At 56.8% G+C, this 16,229-nt stretch carries 15 protein-coding genes and 1 pseudogene; 3 read left to right on the top strand and 13 right to left on the bottom strand.

Going from position 1 to position 16,229, the window contains the following annotated elements; translation table 11 throughout:
* Nucleotides 1–49 precede the first annotated feature (49 nt).
* Both DW58_RS21515 and DW58_RS09385 read right to left on the bottom strand, forming a co-directional pair.
* Entirely contained in the window at nucleotides 50–172 is a 123-nt protein-coding gene (locus tag DW58_RS21515; protein WP_268873219.1) for a hypothetical protein, read from the bottom strand.
* Between the two features lie 76 nt (nucleotides 173–248).
* Nucleotides 249–1,097: a LysR family transcriptional regulator gene (locus DW58_RS09385; RefSeq protein ID WP_024549990.1), complete on the bottom strand. Its 849-nt coding sequence runs from the start codon at nucleotides 1,095–1,097 to the stop codon at nucleotides 249–251.
* A gap of 210 nt (nucleotides 1,098–1,307) precedes the next feature.
* Here DW58_RS09385 and DW58_RS09390 point away from each other — a divergent pair, with 210 nt between their 5' ends.
* The gene (locus DW58_RS09390) at nucleotides 1,308–1,706 is read left to right on the top strand and encodes a rhodanese-like domain-containing protein (protein WP_024549989.1); all 399 of its coding nucleotides are present in this window, start codon (nucleotides 1,308–1,310) and stop codon (nucleotides 1,704–1,706) included.
* A gap of 36 nt (nucleotides 1,707–1,742) precedes the next feature.
* Here the strand turns inward: DW58_RS09390 and norW are convergent, their stop codons facing one another.
* Nucleotides 1,743–2,876 (bottom strand): NADH:flavorubredoxin reductase NorW, encoded by a 1,134-nt coding sequence (norW, locus tag DW58_RS09395; protein WP_024562451.1) that lies wholly within the window; start codon nucleotides 2,874–2,876, stop codon nucleotides 1,743–1,745.
* Nucleotides 2,873–4,321 (bottom strand): anaerobic nitric oxide reductase flavorubredoxin, encoded by a 1,449-nt coding sequence (gene norV / locus DW58_RS09400; RefSeq protein ID WP_024548449.1) that lies wholly within the window; start codon nucleotides 4,319–4,321, stop codon nucleotides 2,873–2,875. The genes norW and norV overlap by 4 nt, the downstream gene beginning before the upstream one ends.
* Nucleotides 4,322–4,500: 179 nt before the next feature.
* Here norV and norR point away from each other — a divergent pair, with 179 nt between their 5' ends.
* Nucleotides 4,501–6,015 carry a nitric oxide reductase transcriptional regulator NorR gene (gene norR, locus DW58_RS09405; RefSeq protein WP_024548448.1) on the top strand — a complete coding sequence of 505 codons (1,515 nt, stop codon included), beginning with the start codon at nucleotides 4,501–4,503 and terminating at the stop codon, nucleotides 6,013–6,015.
* 165 nt (nucleotides 6,016–6,180) lie between these two features.
* Nucleotides 6,181–6,759: a DJ-1/PfpI family protein gene (locus DW58_RS09410; protein ID WP_024548447.1), complete on the top strand. Its 579-nt coding sequence runs from the start codon at nucleotides 6,181–6,183 to the stop codon at nucleotides 6,757–6,759.
* Nucleotides 6,760–6,804: 45 nt separating this feature from the next.
* Here the strand turns inward: DW58_RS09410 and DW58_RS09415 are convergent, their stop codons facing one another.
* The 9 genes and pseudogenes from DW58_RS09415 to DW58_RS09450 form a co-directional block, all read right to left on the bottom strand.
* Entirely contained in the window at nucleotides 6,805–7,386 is a 582-nt protein-coding gene (locus DW58_RS09415) for a hypothetical protein (protein ID WP_024548446.1), read from the bottom strand.
* A 356-nt stretch (nucleotides 7,387–7,742) separates the two neighbouring features.
* The gene (locus DW58_RS09420) at nucleotides 7,743–9,041 is read right to left on the bottom strand and encodes a PQQ-dependent sugar dehydrogenase (protein WP_024548445.1); all 1,299 of its coding nucleotides are present in this window, start codon (nucleotides 9,039–9,041) and stop codon (nucleotides 7,743–7,745) included.
* A gap of 11 nt (nucleotides 9,042–9,052) precedes the next feature.
* Nucleotides 9,053–9,478, bottom strand: coding sequence for a DUF2231 domain-containing protein (locus DW58_RS09425; RefSeq protein WP_024548444.1), 426 nt, complete (start codon nucleotides 9,476–9,478; stop codon nucleotides 9,053–9,055).
* 197 nt (nucleotides 9,479–9,675) lie between these two features.
* Nucleotides 9,676–10,797 (bottom strand): ribosomal protein uL16 3-hydroxylase, encoded by a 1,122-nt coding sequence (locus tag DW58_RS09430; RefSeq protein WP_024548443.1) that lies wholly within the window; start codon nucleotides 10,795–10,797, stop codon nucleotides 9,676–9,678.
* Between the two features lie 261 nt (nucleotides 10,798–11,058).
* Nucleotides 11,059–12,897, bottom strand: a complete 1,839-nt coding sequence (locus DW58_RS09435; RefSeq protein WP_024548442.1) for a hypothetical protein — start codon at nucleotides 12,895–12,897, stop codon at nucleotides 11,059–11,061.
* A 346-nt stretch (nucleotides 12,898–13,243) separates the two neighbouring features.
* Nucleotides 13,244–13,729: an Hcp family type VI secretion system effector gene (locus tag DW58_RS09440; RefSeq protein WP_024548441.1), complete on the bottom strand. Its 486-nt coding sequence runs from the start codon at nucleotides 13,727–13,729 to the stop codon at nucleotides 13,244–13,246.
* A 1-nt stretch (nucleotide 13,730) separates the two neighbouring features.
* A complete protein-coding gene (locus DW58_RS09445) occupies nucleotides 13,731–14,249 on the bottom strand; it encodes a hypothetical protein (RefSeq protein ID WP_024548440.1) in 519 nt (172 codons plus the stop codon).
* Entirely contained in the window at nucleotides 14,230–14,745 is a 516-nt protein-coding gene (locus DW58_RS20045) for a DUF2778 domain-containing protein (RefSeq protein WP_071789238.1), read from the bottom strand. The genes DW58_RS09445 and DW58_RS20045 overlap by 20 nt, the downstream gene beginning before the upstream one ends.
* Nucleotides 14,746–14,923: 178 nt before the next feature.
* Nucleotides 14,924–16,071 (bottom strand): annotated as a pseudogene (locus DW58_RS09450) (IS3 family transposase).
* Nucleotides 16,072–16,229: the final 158 nt, after the last annotated feature.

Consider the following 16,229-nt stretch of genomic DNA (forward strand, 5'->3'; position numbering starts at 1 on the left):
ATAGTTATCGGGCGGGAAACAGCACACGGATATTATCCCGCGCTCACGTTTACCGACGGCGCGGCGGTAAATGCGGATTCACCCAGACCAGCACCGGCGCGGGCGTATAGCGGCGCGGATGCGGTAGCGGGTACGCGGTGGTAATAACGTATAAAATCGGTCGCCAGCTCATAACGCCTCCGCACAGGGTTGCTTACCCTGAGCGTAGCCTGCGATGAAGGCGGCGGCTCTAAGATAAAGGGATGATTTCAGGCGCTGAGTGAGGGAAGCGCCGCGGCGTAAAAGGGTTCAATATCGCGCGCGGTAAGCAGCGGCGTTTTCATCAGCAAATAAACGCTCAGCGCATCGTTAAACTCCGGCACTGCAATAAAATGATGCTGCAGCGCAACGCGCCGCGAAATAATGCCGATGCTGTTGCTGCTTTTAATCATGGAGACACTGATTTGCTCGCTGCCGGAATAGAGCACCGGCATGGTTGCCACGCGCCCTTTATAACGGCTGATAAACCGCGTTAAGCAGTCCGAATAGGCACATTCTGGCATCGGTTTAATTAACGCCGTGTCGTCATTCCACACGCCGCTCGCCGAGGCGGCCACCACCTCTATTTTCATCCCCGCCAGTTCGACCGCATATACTCCTGCCGGAACGGTATTGCCGATGACAATCGCCATATCCGCCGCGCCGCTCGCCAGCTTGGTGAGGTTCTCCGGTGATTCTGAACTGCTGAACAGCACCGGATAGCCGCTGAGCGCGCTGCGCAGAAAGTGCATCAGCGCCTGGTTCACCGGTTCGGAAAAGGTATTATTCAGGGCAATATGCAGCGTCGGCGTGCCGCGCTGTTTAATCTGCGCGACGCGCTGCTGTAATTCGGCGGCGCTTTTCACTACGTCCGTCACCCAGGGCAGAATATCGCGCCCGGCGGCGGTGAGGGTCACGCCCTTATTGGTTCGCTCCAGCAGCTTAAATCCGAACTGCTCCTCAAGCTTATTCAACTGGGCAGCCAGCGCCTGCACGGTGACGTTCGCGTCCTGCGCCGCAGAGGTCAGCGACCCAAGCTGCGCGGTCTTGAGAAAGTTCCTGAGTATTTTGCTGTCCATACGCTCCCCCCATTGCCCGGCTACCACTTATATCAGCGCGCCTGCCGCTTATCAATTTTCCTGCGACGCCGGTGGGCCTCGCGCATGGCGGCCTCAACGCCTGCTTTACACGCCTGAAAAAACATTGCATTTCGCTTTTTTCCGGGACTGTTAAGGTCGCGGTGACACCGGATGAGATACCGGACTTCACAACCTCATTAAGGAGAGACTATGTCGCACGCAGAACAGCTGGCGTACTACCAGCAGAAACTGGCCTTCGAAATGGACCCGGCCGATCTCTGGCTGGCGCTCAAGGCCGAGGAGAAGATTGTGGTGGTGGATGGCCGCAGCCAGGCGGCCTGGCAACAGGAGCACATTCCGGGGGCGCTCAGCCTGCCGCACCGCGCGCTGTGCATGGACACCACCCACCATCTCGACCCGACGCTGCTTTACGTCTGCTACTGCGACGGCATCGGCTGCAACGCCTCCACCCAGACCGCCCTCAAGCTGTTGACGCTCGGCTTTCGCGTCAAAGAGCTGATCGGTGGGTTGGACTGGTGGAAGCGCGATGGCTATGCCACCGAAGGGCATCAGGGCCGCGACGGCACGCCGGTAAGCTGCGGGTGCTGATTCTCCCGTGCGCGTCCCTGCGCGCGGATACACCGCCTATGCGGCGAGGGTTTTAAGGAGGGCAAAGGCTTCCTTCATACGGTCTTCGCTGACCACGAAGCCGCGCAGCGCGCCGCTTTCGTCCGTGCCGGTGGCCAGCATTCCTTCAGGACCCAGCGCAATCTGCCAGGAGAGATCGCCGCGCTGGGTGTCGCCCGCCAGATGCAGGGGAAGATCGGGCGTCTTCACTTTGATGAGCGCCGGGGGCAGGCGCAGCGGTACCGCAGCACCCAGCAGGTTTTTCGCCAGCACCATCGCGCTCAGCTGGATGGGTTGCAGGAACGGCAGCAGTCGCCCTTCGATTTCCGCGCAGTCGCCCAGGGCATAAATATCCGCATCGCTGGTTTGCAGGTAGCGGTCGACCACCACTCCACGCGCCACGTTGAGTCCGGCGCGGCGCGCCAGAGCGGTTTCCGGGCGCAGACCGGTGGCGGCAATGGCCGCATCGACCCTCACCGAACGACCGTCTGCCAGCGCCACCGCAATTCCCTCGCTGCACCGCGTCAGGGACTGTAGCTGAGCGTTGAGCAGCAGGTGAACGCCCATGCCGGTGAGGCGATGCTGCAGGCGGCTGCTCACCTCCGGCGGCATCAGCGAGGCCAGAATGCTGGCGCGGTTATCCAGCAGCGTTACCGCTTTTCCGGCGCGGCAAAAGTCCATCGCCAGTTCACAGCCTATCAGCCCGGCGCCGACAATCAGCACGCGCTGCGCATCGCGCAGCGTGGTTTCACACGCCTGATACTCCCGCTGGCTGTTGAGCGTCAGCATCAGTTCGTGCCCCGGAACCGGTGGTATCGCCGCGCTGGCCCCGGTTGCCAGCACCAGTTTGTCGTAGTGCCACGTGCGTTCATGGTTTTTCACGCGGTGCGCCGCAGCATCAATATCCGTAATCCAGGTATCGGGAAAGAGTTGCAGACGGTACTCCTCGGCGAACTCACCCGCCGTCTGGCGGGTAAGATCCTCGGCGCGTTGCGCAAGGCTGATGACGTGACTGAGATCCGGCTTGTTGTACTCGTCCATGCTGTCGGCGGCGATAAGCGTCAACGGCACGTCGCTGTCCTGCTTGCGGATGTTTTTCACCAGCTGACGGGCCGCAAAGCCCGAACCGATAATCACAATGCCGTGGTTCATTTTGCCTCCGTTGCCAGTTCGTCAAACACCTCTTTGCCAAGCGAACATTCCGGGCACAGGAAATCGTCCGGTACCTCGCTCCACGGTGTACCGGGGGCCACGTTCTGCATCGGCTCGCCGAGCGCCGGGTCGTAGATCCACTGGCAGACGCTGCACTGCATGTAGGGGCCGGTATCCATGCTTTCCTGCGCGGGGGCAGCCTCGACGGCGGTGGATGCCGCTACCGCTGCCTCGCGGGTCGGCAGCGGGGCAAGCGCCCACTGACGCGCGATGTCGCGGCCATGCTGGCGGCACAGTTCCAGCGCGTCGCTGTCCGGGCGCCATTTCGCTTTCAGGCTGAGGAACATCTCAAAGCCGGCATCCTGCAGACGGGTGGAGAGCCGGTCTACCGCCCCACCGCTCCAGCCGTGGGAGCCGAACGCGCTGGCGCGTTTGTTGCGAAAACGCAGGCCGGTCATCTCCTCCACCAGCCCGGCGATTTTCGGCATCATCACGTTGTTCATGGTCGAGGTGCCGACCAGCACACCTTTGGAGCGGAACACGTTGGTCAGGATCTCATTCTTATCGCTGCGCGCGACGTTGAAGATTTTTACCGCCACGTTCGGGTCCACTTCGTTGATGCCCTGCGCAATGGCGTCGGCCATCATGCGCGTGTTGTTGGACATGGTGTCGTAGACAATGGTGATGCGGTCTTCCTGATAGTCTGCCGCCCACTTCAGGTAGAGCTCGACGATCTGCGCCGGGTTATCGCGCCATACCACGCCGTGGGAGGTGGCGATCATATCCACCGGCAGGTTGAAGCCCAGAATCTCGTTGATTTTTGGCGTCACCAGGCGGCTGAACGGCGTCAGAATGTTGGCGTAGTAGCGCTGGCACTGCTCGAACAGCTCGGCCTGATCCACCTCATCGTTAAACAGGCGCTCATCGCAGTAGTGCTGACCGAAGGCATCGTTGCTGAACAGCACCGCATCGCCGGTCAGGTAGGTCATCATGCTGTCCGGCCAGTGCAGCATTGGCGTTTCAACGAAAATAAGCTGCTTGCCATTGCCGATATCCAGCGTATCGCCGGTTTTCACCACCTGAAAATTCCACTCCGGATGGTGGTGGTGACCGTTGATGGAGTCGATGGCGTTTGCCGTGCAGTAGATCGGCGTATCCGGGATGCAGGCCATCAGTTCGGTCAGGGCGCCGGCGTGATCCTCCTCCGCGTGGTTGATCACGATGTAGTCGATATCCGTCAGATCGATCTCTGCGCGCAGGTTCTGCACGAACTCCCGGCTGAACTTATGATCCACCGTGTCGATCAGGACGTTTTTCTCTTCGCGGATCAGGTAGCTGTTGTAGCTGCTGCCCTTCAGGGTTTTGTATTCGGTGCCGTGGAAATCCCGCACTTCCCAGTCGCGCTGTCCAACCCAGTGAATATTGTTTTTTACGTGAATAGCCATAGTTTCCTCTGCACAATCAGTATCGAAAGATGCATGGCTATAATCATTTTCCGTGCCAGTTTTTATATTATTGATTTTATTAGTAATAAAATTTTAGCTGCAAACGAAATTGTCATAATGACTACCCATTAAATTGTCAATATGACATCATAGGTTGTCGAATTGACAATGAGGCTGACATGAGTTTTTCGGTTAACGCACTGGCAAAAATCGCCCTTGAACTGCAAAGCGGCATCGGGCACCAGGACCGCTTTCAGCGGCTTATCACCACACTGCGCCAGGTGCTGGGGTGCGACGCCTCCGCCCTGCTGCGCTACGAGGCGCGGCAGTTCATCCCTCTGGCTATCGACGGCCTGGCGCACGACGTGCTGGGACGCCGCTTCACTCTGGAGGGACATCCCCGGCTGGAAGCCATCGCCCGCGCCGGGGACGTGGTGCGTTTTCCCGCCGACAGCGATCTGCCGGATCCTTACGACGGGCTGATCCCCGGCCAGGAGGATCTGCACGTCCACGCCTGCGTTGGTCTGCCGCTGTTTGCCGGGCAAACGCTGATCGGCGCTCTCACGCTGGATGGCATGGACCCGCACCAGTTTGATGCCTTCAGCGATGAATCCCTGCGCCTTATCGCCGCCCTCGCGGCGGGGGCGCTTGATAACGCCCTGCTGATTGAGAAGCTCGAGCGCCAGAACCTGCTGCCCGGCCCGTCGACCACCTTTGAGCCTGTGACCCGCACGCAGATGATCGGCCTCTCCGCCGGCATGGTACAGCTCAAAAAAGAGATTGAGATCGTCGCCGCGTCAGATCTGAACGTGCTGATCGACGGCGAAACCGGCACCGGCAAAGAGCTGGTGGCAAAAGCCATCCATGAAGGATCGCCGCGCGCGGCTAACCCGCTGGTCTACCTCAACTGCGCCGCGCTCCCGGAGAGCGTAGCGGAAAGTGAGCTGTTCGGGCACGTTAAGGGCGCGTTTACCGGGGCCATCAGCCACCGCAGCGGGAAGTTCGAGGCCGCCGATAACGGGACGCTGCTGCTGGACGAGATTGGCGAGCTCTCGCTGGCGCTACAGGCCAAGCTGCTGCGCGTACTGCAGTATGGCGACATCCAGCGCGTGGGTGACGATCGCAGCATTCGCGTCGACGTGCGCGTGCTGGCAGCCACCAACCGCGATCTGCGTGAAGAGGTGATTGCCGGCCGCTTCCGCGCCGATCTGTTTCACCGCCTGAGCGTCTTCCCGCTTCACGTTCCACCGCTGCGCGAGCGCGGCGATGATGTCATCCTGCTGGCGGGCTACTACTGCGAACAGTGCCGCCTGCGCCTTGGCCTCTCCCGGGTGGTGCTCAACGCCGCCGCCAGGGCGCGCCTGCTCTCTTACGCCTGGCCCGGTAACGTGCGCGAGCTGGAGCATGCGATTTATCGTGCCGTGGTTCTGGCCCATGCCGCCGCTGCCGGTGATGACGTGGTGCTTGAACCCCAGCATTTTAACCTTGAGGCAGCGCCTGCTCCGCACGTCGAACCGGTCCTTCCCACCGCGCCGCTGCAACCGCTGCGCGACGCCACCGAGGCGTTTCAACGTCGCCAGATAGCCGCGGCGCTGGATCAGCATCAGCATAACTGGGCCGCCAGCGCCCGTGCGCTGGGCATGGACGTAGCGAACCTGCATCGCCTGGCAAAGCGGCTGGGGATGAAAGCCTGACCCCAGCGTGGCCCTCCTGCCCGGAGCATGCCGGGCAGCAACCCTAAAAATGAACTACCATTTCATTTTCTGTGACCCTGTTAACGACGCCCGCCCTTTCGTTGCCGCTACTCTGGGCCGGTTTCCGTTATTCCCGCTTATGCGCACCACTTACAGGAGTAGAAAATGAAAAGGGTTGCGGTCCTGCTCGCCCCCGGCTTCGAAGAAGGCGAAGCCATTGTCACGATTGATATTTTACGCCGCCTGAATATCGAGGTGGAGACGCTCTCCTGCGTGGCGACCCGCGCGGTGGAAAGCTACCACGCGATCCCGATGGTGGCCGACAGCACGCTGAAAGAGGCGTTCGACGCCACCTATGATGCCGTGGTGCTGCCCGGTGGCCCTGCCGGCAGCGTGTTTCTGGCCCAGAGCGCTGAGGTTATCGACTTTGTGCGCCGCCACGACGAGCTGGGTAAACTCATCTGCCCGATCTGCTCGGCGGCCGCGCGCGTGCTGGGCGGCAACGGCCTGCTGAAAGGCCGACGCTACGTCTGTTCCGGTGACCTGTGGCAGGGCGTGAACGATGGGCAGTACGTCGATCGCAGCGTGGTTGAGGACGGCAATCTTATTAGCGGCAAGGGGCTTGGCCGCGTGTTCGATTTCGCCTTTACCGTCGCCGCCCGGCTGCTGGGCGACAGCTTCCCGGCGGAGGATCATGCCGACCATATCTACTACCCCTGGCAGGACCGGACTGAGGCACAGTAGCCTGCGCTCACGACGCCCGATGCTGCCCTGCGCCATGCCGGGTGGTTACAGCCCCGGCTCCACGATGCCGCCCCCGCGGTCGCGATACCCGGCGGCGGAGAGCGTAAACGACGGGGTGCGCAGCACGTCGCCCAGATGATGCAGCAGATCGAACGTCAACCCGGTAAGCCCCTGCTGATCTACTGGCGCCAGGATGCCGGTCAGGAGTATGCGCACCAGGTGCTGGCAGTAGTTGGTGAGCATCAGGGCATCGCTTCCGATACAAAACGGCTCCTCTTTCGGAAGCGAGGGCGCGCTGAGCTGTTCCATGCAGTGCGCCGGAACCGGGGCAAGCAGCGCCGCGTGCAGCCGCTCCAGCGTCGCGCTCAGCTTGCCAAGCAGCGCCAGCCGCGCGACCGGACTACTGCACTCAATCAGTTCACATACCAGCACTTCAGACAGCGCAGCCAGTTCGATGAAGTCCATTTCTTTCGTCACGGCGATCTCCAGAATTACCTCTTTAGAAAAACCGGAACCGGGGTCGTACTTACCGCCGATAGACGCTAAATACTTCGAGGCGCTACGCAACTCCGGCACCGCACGGGTGATGGCCGGGTTTTGCCCTGTGTTAACATCTTCTACAGCCATAGCGTTACTCCCACGTGATGGTCAGAGGCCCGGCGTTGTCTTCGCATCGCCGGGCTTCGCTTATCCAGAGAAAAATAACTGGATAAAAATACAGTATAGAGGGACGGGGAAAGAGGCCAGCCAGCAAGGATATAAATCCGAGGCGGCTCGGGAGAAAACTTCATCGAAAATGTACGTTGCAGAAAAAATGGAAAGCCGATCGAGAAAGTCTGGCGGTACCGGTCTTTTCCGTCGCGCTTCCCGTCTGCCGAGCGGCACCAGCTCTTCCCCTGCGCCCCGTTCTCCCTCTGCCAGCTGATATCCGGCTAATAGCGGGGCACGACCGGATTGTCGCGCCCGCTACGCTGGACTCGCGGCTAGCGTGTGCTGACGCGCCAGATGGTGTTGCCGGCATCGTCGGCAATCAGCACGCCGCCGTCCCGATCCATCGCCAGCCCGACCGGTAAGCCGCGCACCTGTTTCTGATCCTCGGTCAAAAAGCCGGTGACCACCGGCTGCGGCAGCCCCACCGGCTGACCGTTTTCAAATTTCACCCACATTACCTGGTAGCCATTGAGCGGTGAGCGGTTCCAGCTCCCGTGTTCGCTGACAAACGCCCCACCCTTGTACTGCGGCATGTTATCTGCGGTGTAGAACAGCAGGCCCAGCGGTGCGACGTGCGAGCTGATGGCGTAATCCGGCTTGATGGCTTTCTCGACCAGATCCGGACGCGGCGGCTTGGCGCGCTCGTCCACATGCTGACCAAAATAGCTGTATGGCCAGCCGTAGAAGCCGTTTTCCTGAACCGAGGTCATATAATCCGGCACCAGATCGGAGCCGATCTCGTCGCGTTCGTTGACGATAGCCCACAGCTTTCCGCTTTCCGGCTCCCATTGCAGGCCGGTAGGATTGCGCAGTCCGCTGGCGAAGATGCGGCTGGCACCGCTTGCGGCATCCACTTCCAGTACCGCGGCACGGCGATACTCCGCGCCGATGCCATTCTCGCTCACGTTGCTGTTGGAGCCGACGCCGACATAGAGTTTGCTGCCATCCGGGCTGGCCAGCAGCGCTTTGGTCCAGTGGTGGTTGATCGGGCCGCCGGGGAGTTCGGTCACCACCTCACCCGGTGCGCTGATGCGGGTCTGACCCTCTTCATACGGGAACTTCATCAGGCTGTCGGCATTGGCGACCCACAGCGTGTTGCCGGTTAGCTGGATGCCGAACGGCGCGTTAAGGTTCTCGATAAAGACGTGTTTTTCCCAGGTGCCGTTAACGTTACGCAGCAGCGTGATACGGTTGCCACCCGGCCCGCCTTTCCCGGACGCCTGCTGCACCAGGCCCATAATGAGCTGTTTGGGGCGCGTAATCGGTTTCGGCCCGCCGTTGGACTCCGCCACCAGCACATCGTTATTGGGCAGAACGTAGACCTGACGCGGATGCATCAGGCCATCCGCGATCTTTTCAATCTTCAGCCCTTCGGCCACGGTGGGCATTTCGCCCGCTTTCCAGGCCACGCCCTCCGGCACCTGCATCGGCGGCAACAGGAAGTTTTGCGAGTCAGGCAGTTCCGGGTTCGGCCCCATCTGCTTTTGCGGATCGAGAGTAGCACCGTTGTCACAGCTGCTGAGCAGCGCCGCAAGGCTTACGGCGAGTAAAGCGCGTTGGTAGTTTTTCATGGCGGCTCTCCTCAGGCGGTGCGTTGACGTAACGCGAGTTGAACATTGCCCAGCAGCAGCAAAAGCACTACCAGCGTGGAGAGGATCACCCCCCCAGGCACCACGGCCCAGGCGTCACGGCTGTGGATGAAGGCGTTGATGATGGCAAGCACAATCGCCACCAGGTTGAGCCAGAAATGCACTTTCAGCGGCGATGTCTGCGAATAGCGGTGGCCTACCCAGACCTGCACCAGGTTAATCAGACGCGGGATAATGGCGATAATCAGCCCGATGGCGATAAGCCAGCTGGCCGCATGGGTCCACATCAGCTCGTAGGTTTTCATATACAGAATGTCGAAGATCCAGGCCGCAACGAAAAAGCCGAGCGGAATCGGGTTAAATAGCTCGTACAGCGCCACGGCAATCGCCGAGCGCCCTGAAGTAGGGTGAGTATGCATTTCCGTCTCCTGAGGTCATCCAAAGTCAGCCGCGATCGGCCACGCGCCATCCGATCGTCAACGTGCCAGTAAAAGATTAGTAAATATGAAGAATGGCGACGGGATAATTCTGGAAACCAATGCAAAAAGGCGGGAACAGCGAGCAGAACAGGGGGATATAACGCGGCTCACCGATCGGCGAGCCGCTGTGAAGACGTTTATTCGTCGAAGAACCAGTAACCCTGATTGATAAGATCGGTAAGCTGGGCGACAAACGCGGGATTATCGAGCGCGTCCCCGAACTCCTGCCGGCCGAGGCGGGTATAACGGCACAGCGCATCGGTAGCGCGGAGGTCGACCGGTGCCAGCGGTTCGCTGTTGATAAATACGTTATCGCTGACGTTAAGCACCCGCAGGCCGTCGAGACGCAGCAGCGTTTCGCCATCCAGCAGCGCATCACGTACTTCTTCGGGCTGATACGGCGGCTCCGCGGGCGCGATATCCAGCTCGTGGCGCGGCGTGGTAACGAAGCGACCAAACCACTGGGTAAAGTCGTCGGGCTGACGGATCATGTCGAACATCATCTCGCGCAGACGATCCAGCTCATAGGCTTCGACCCGGCCCGGATGCTCGCGGCAGGTGAGATCCGGATCGCTGTAGTGCTCGCCGCCAAGATCGTTTTCCAGCGCGTAGTCGGCGAAGCTGCTGATCAGATCGCGTCCGTTCGGCCCGCGGAAGCCCACCGAGTAGTTCAGCGCGGTCTCATGGGTAAAGCCGTCGTGCGGGAATCCCGGCGGGATGTAAAGGATATCGCCCGGCTCAAGATCTTCATCAATAATCGGCGTAAAGGGGTCGACGTGCAGCAGCGCCGGGTGCGGACAGAACTGGCGCATCGGCAGCTTGTCACCAACGCGCCAGCGACGGCTGCCCATCCCCTGAATGATGAACACGTCGTACTGATCGATATGCGGCCCGACGCCACCGCCCGGCACCGAGAAAGAGATCATCAGGTCATCAAGGCGCCAGTCCGGCAGCGCGCGAAACGGTCGCACCAGCTCCGCCGACGGCGCGTGCCAGTGGTTTACCGCCTGAGCCAGCAGCGACCAGCCGGTTTCACCGAGGCCATCAAAATGCTCGAACGGCCCGTTGCTGGCCTGCCACTGCCCGTTGTGATGGCTGACCATTCGGCTGTCCACTTCCGGCTCCATCGCCAGTCCTGCCAGCTCATCCGGCGTTATCGGGTCGATAAAATCGGGAAACGCGTTTTTTAATACTACCGGCCGTTTTTGCCAGTATTTTTCCAGAAATTCGGGCCAGTTCAGGTTGAGTTGATACGCCATGGGTGGTTACCAGTGAGGGGGAAATGCGGTGGATTATAGGGAGGCTGACGCCTCGGGGTTTTGCTGTGGGTCAAGGGAGGGGGTGAGGATGGTGGGGGGGCGTTGCAAGAAGGGTCACGTGCAGATGCCTGAGGTTGTTTACGCCCTGCTCCCATTTCTGTAGCCACTATCAGTCATGGTCGGTAAAGAGATCGGCCGTCAGGGAAGCGGTACGTTGCAATGCGGCCTTGACGGCCGCAGACGTTTTACTGTGAAACGACTTCAGCTGTTTTCAGCGTTTGTCAGAGCATGCGCAGGCTTACCGGTATCAATCATTTTCATCATCAGGTCCAGTTCGGCGGGTGAAAGGATGCCGCTGGCGATGTTATTGGCAATTGTTTCATGACGGTCTGTTTTATCCCGGCCGGCAAGATGGGTATCTGACAGGCTTTTAATCAGGGCCTTTTCATTACCGTCGCCCGGGCCGAGCGAAAGCCGGGCCTTAATATTGTCGGCGACGATTTCCTTACGCAGATTTTTCAATTCCACTTCCGTGTCATTATTGATATATCCGGCTGATGCCTGAGTAATAAGCCGATTATAAGGAATACGTCCTTGCCACGGGGCATGGCGTTCGGGGGTAAACAGCGTTTTCGGCTCAAGGTAAACCACGTTATGCCCCAGCAAACTCAAGGGTTCCAGGGCACCGCTGCGCACCCCGATAAAAGCCTTACCCTTTGTTTTATTCATTATTTGATCGAGGAAATACCACTGGTTAACGCGCTCTTTCAGCAGGCCCGATTTTTGCCAGAATTTACTGAGGTCGGGTACGGTACGGTTCTCCCAGGGGTGTCTGTCTTCAACGCGGTTTTTATAATCATTTCTGAAACCATCCCCGATAAAGGCGACCGGCTTACCCTGCTTTTCCAGTTCAGACTGAATCAATTCAAACATGCGAGGATTGGCGAACGCCTCTTTCTGGCGAGCGGATGCCGCATCGCGAACCGGATTTTCAAAGGGCTTATTGGTTTTCCACAGAAAAACAGAGTTGTCTTTCAGGCCTGTTTCGGCAATGGTTTTGTCAACAAGCTGGTCAAGCTCCGCACGGGCCGCGGGATTGACCAGACCGTAAACCAGCTTTCTGATTTCTCCACCGGAACGCACAGGGTCATCATTATCTTCCCAGTGTTTTGCCATCATGACCGTGGTCGCTGAGATATGAAACAGATGACTCTCAGGGGCTTCATTCTGAGGTTCACAAATAGCGGACTTTTCACCCAGCACGGTGGTGAAGTTTTGTCGATTTTCCGGATTATTGAAGCTGCCGCTGAGGGTATTCAGCGGTGTGTCACCGTCATAGCGCACCACGGAAAGGCGTTTATCGATATCACCCTGGCTGACGCCGGATTTCTTTAAGGCATCGGTGATAATTTCAAACGCCTCCATCGCGTATTTTTTCTCCGCCGGTAGTACCGGCTGCTTCTCGCTAAAGCCGATGGTGAGCTTCATTTGCGGATAAAGCAGCATTGTCAGAATCGCGGAATACCGATCACCCACGGCATAGCCCGGCATAAAGACACTGGAAGGCTGTGTTTTGATATCAGATATTCTGTTCCAGACCGCTTCATCATGAGGCCAGAGCGTTCCACTGAGTATCCCTTTACCGGTTTTTTTATCGATCCAGGCTGCCTGATTTTCACTGACCTCTTTTTCACTGGCACCGTAAAGTCTGCCGTTATCTGCCGCCTGCTGACGAAAATCATTCAGAATATCCGCATACTGAAATACGCGCGGCGATGAGCTTGCTCGTTGCAGGGTATCGGCGGTGGGTCGGAAGCTGTTTTGAAATTTTGTAAGGTGCTTATCGTCTCCCTCAACCAGGCTTCTTGATAACGCATCTTTGTACCCTACGAGTGCTTTTCCCTTTCCCTCTCCCTGTTGTGGCGCATTTACGTCATCATGGTCCGGGGTGGCCTGAGCCGTTTGCGACTTTACCGTTTGCCGCTTTCCGGCAGAGGTCGCTCCGGACAGCTGGGCCTTTTTATCTGCGGGCTTATTTTTCGCAGGGGAATTACCGGAAGAAGGATTTGGGATAACGTATTTACGGTTGAATACCTGCATGGCGTCCGTTTGCTCCACATAAGTAAATGATTTAGTTATGTGGCGGTTCCGTCATGTTGGTTCCATGAGAGGTAATATCGTTCTTAAATACGACGCTTATTCTGAAACCTTGCTTATGGCGCTGCCGGTTATGCGGTTTTATCCCGGGAAGAAATAGAATTACTGCCTCGCTGCATGGGATCAGATAAAGGCCGGTATGGGTGAACCAGGGTATGGCGAAGGGGGGTAAGGCTTCGTTATATAAGGATAACCCGATCATTCAGGCAGGGATCAGGACCGGAATAAAATATGCAAAACGTATGGGCTCTTAAATAATCAAGGGGGCGCAACACCCCCTTTCTCCTGGTTACGCTCTCATATTCCACTCGTCCGTATACTGGACATTGCCATCAACATAACGCCAGGTAATTTTGTCATACATCAGGGAAACAGACTCCATATGATTGATTTGCGAGTTCCCCACCATTTTAGCGTTTGGCATCCCAGGGTTGATGCCTGTCACTTTCACGCCCTCAATGATCATAACGAAGTAGCATTCCTCCTGCCCTGCGTGGTTGATGCGATACCAGCGAATCTCCGCACTTTTCAACGTCTGACCAGAGGCTACAGCTTTGTAGAGATACGGACTGGAGCTATCAAACTCCTTTTCAATCATCATCGGAGAATGTGATCGCTTGCCAGTGATCTTACCATTAGCACCGTCTACCGGAATGTTCAGACCGTGACTAAAGCCAACAATCTCTATACTCCCTTCACGATCCTGAACGTCTACAGATCCTTTAATATCTGCGCCGCCATCGTCTTTAAGCCACATGTAAGCCGGAATGGGCATTTTACAAACTCCTTTTGGTTGTGATCTTCTTCGTAATGAACCCGTAGCAAACAATCGTTAACAGCAAATGAAAGCCAACGATCGCCGCCATAGTAAAATTCGAATATGTTTGATCGGGGAATACAGACTGGTAAGGCAGCAAGCGGAACAGCGCCCAAAAAAGGAAGGTAAACCCGAAGATTTTAACGAAGCGCCGCACTGTAGAACTGGCCCATTCTCTTGTAATACCTGCTGGGCTAACGTTGTGTATCACGACACTGTACGCCGTGATGATAACGCTCATGGCAGGTATGCTGATTAATGTGTTGATCAGAATGCTGAAATAATCGCCTAACGATTCCCAAACTTCTTGATCAGGCTCACCCAAAATAAAGCGGGTAAACTTGTTAGCACTCTGGAAATCAAAAAGCCCGGTAATAGAATTAACCAACCCTTCATACGGAACCATCTTAGCTACGATCAGCATAACTACAGCGAACAGCACTATCTTGATTAACAAGCTAAGGGCATATTTTGCCATTGGCGATCACCTCAATCGTACCGTATGCCTTTAGTTTTCTCATGCAGGGAACAGCAATCTGCTGCGTCCTGATTAGGGCATTGCGTAACATGGCAAAATCAGAATCATGTGGAAGAGTGATACATCCCTCTGATAATACGCCTGGATGCAAACGGAAATTGCCACGCTTAACGCTTTCAATCCATGTGTAATCGTCGATACCCCAGTCGTCACGCCATAATGCAAACCATTCGGAATGTTTGAATGTAGCGCCGCTGGCGAAATGGTTGTAAAGGTCTCTCACACCTGCGTTCATCTGTGACTTGAGTCCACCTTGAGGGCGGTCAACAATCCAGTATCTACCCGCTGGTACTGGCCCCTCTTTGGGGATCATTCCACATGCTCCACGGTTACGGTAAGCGCCATTACCAGAAAACGCTAAGAATGTGCCAACCCCTGGAAACGACAACGGGGAGTAGTAAGCATCGTTGATGACAAACTTTCCATGTAGAGCCATATTAACCCTTTAGATTACGCAGGTATTAATCGTTAATCGTACACCCATGAAATTGGTCAAAGGAGAGATTCCATACGCGAAGACTCTGATTTTAAGGATAGAAGCTATACAGCTCCGTTAGTGGCAAGGAGAAAAGCGGAGCGTAGCAATCTCAAGGCATTGAATCGCCAAGGATAATCTAGACACTTCCGAGCCGTTGATAATACTGGTTTTCATACTCTGTCGGTGACACCTGATCGCTAGAAACATGCCGACGCTTACGGTTATAAAACATTTCGATGTAATCAAAAATATCGCTGCGGGCTTCTTCCCGCGTTCCGTAGATCTTTTTCTTTATCCGTTCGCGTTTCAACAACTGGATAAAGCTTTCTGCAACCGCATTATCATGGCAGTTACCGCGACCGCTCATGCAGCCCTCCAGGCCGTGTGATTTCAGGAACGACTGCCACTCATGGCTTGTGTACTGACTGCCCTGGTCCGAGTGAACCAGCACCTGTTTTTGGAGATTACGCCGCCATACAGCCATCAGCAGTGCGTTCAGGACAATGCCCTTTGTCATCCGGGATTGCATTGACCAGCCGATAATTTTGCGTGAGAACAGATCAACCACCACGGCAAGATACAGCCAGCCTTCGTGGGTCCTGATGTAGGTTATGTCCGTTACCCAACGCTTATCCGGAGCATCCGGACTGAACTGTCGCTGGAGCCTGTTGGGCGATACGATACTGGCCTCGCCTTTGCGTGCCCGCGGGCTCCGGTACCCGACCTAAGCCGTTATCCCGGCACGATTCATCAGTCGCCAGACCCGGTTCACTCCGCACTGCTGTCCGGTATCACGCAGATCGAGATGGATCTTGCGATAACCATAGACGCAGCCAGACTCAAGCCAGAACTGTTTGATCTGTCCCGTCAGTCTCAGATCTACCTGGTGGCGCTGAGAATACGGTTGCTTAAACCAGGCGTAAAAGCCACTGGGATGAACATCCAGCACCCTGCAGAGCAGACGAACAGGCCAGCAACGGGAGTTGTCACGAATAAAGGCGTACCTCAGTCGGACAGCTTTGCGAAGTACGCCGCCGCTTTTTTTAATATGTCCCGTTCGTCAGTAACCCGCTTCAACTCCTTCTGGAGTCGGCGGATCTCGGCCTGAGCATCTGACTGTTCTTTATTAGTGGATGAGTCCGGACCGTACTTCTTTATCCAGGCGTAAAGGCTGTGGGTGGTGATATCGAGACGTGTTGCAACGCTGGAAACAGAATGACCGCGATCAATAACCTGTTTGACTGCTTCAATTTTAAACTCTTCGGGATAACGTTTACCGCTCATGAGCACCTCTCTTTAAGTCATCTTAAATGACTCCGGGGTGTCTGTTAAACCCGTGGCGATTCATGAATATAACAGTGGGTTACCCCCAAACGAATCGGAAAACCGATAATGGAAAAACTCTAGCGGTGGTCAGTTTTAGTTGACCACTTCATCCACAA

Origin of the sequence: Siccibacter turicensis LMG 23730 (genome assembly GCF_000463155.2) — a bacterium.
GTDB lineage: Bacteria > Pseudomonadota > Gammaproteobacteria > Enterobacterales > Enterobacteriaceae > Siccibacter > Siccibacter turicensis.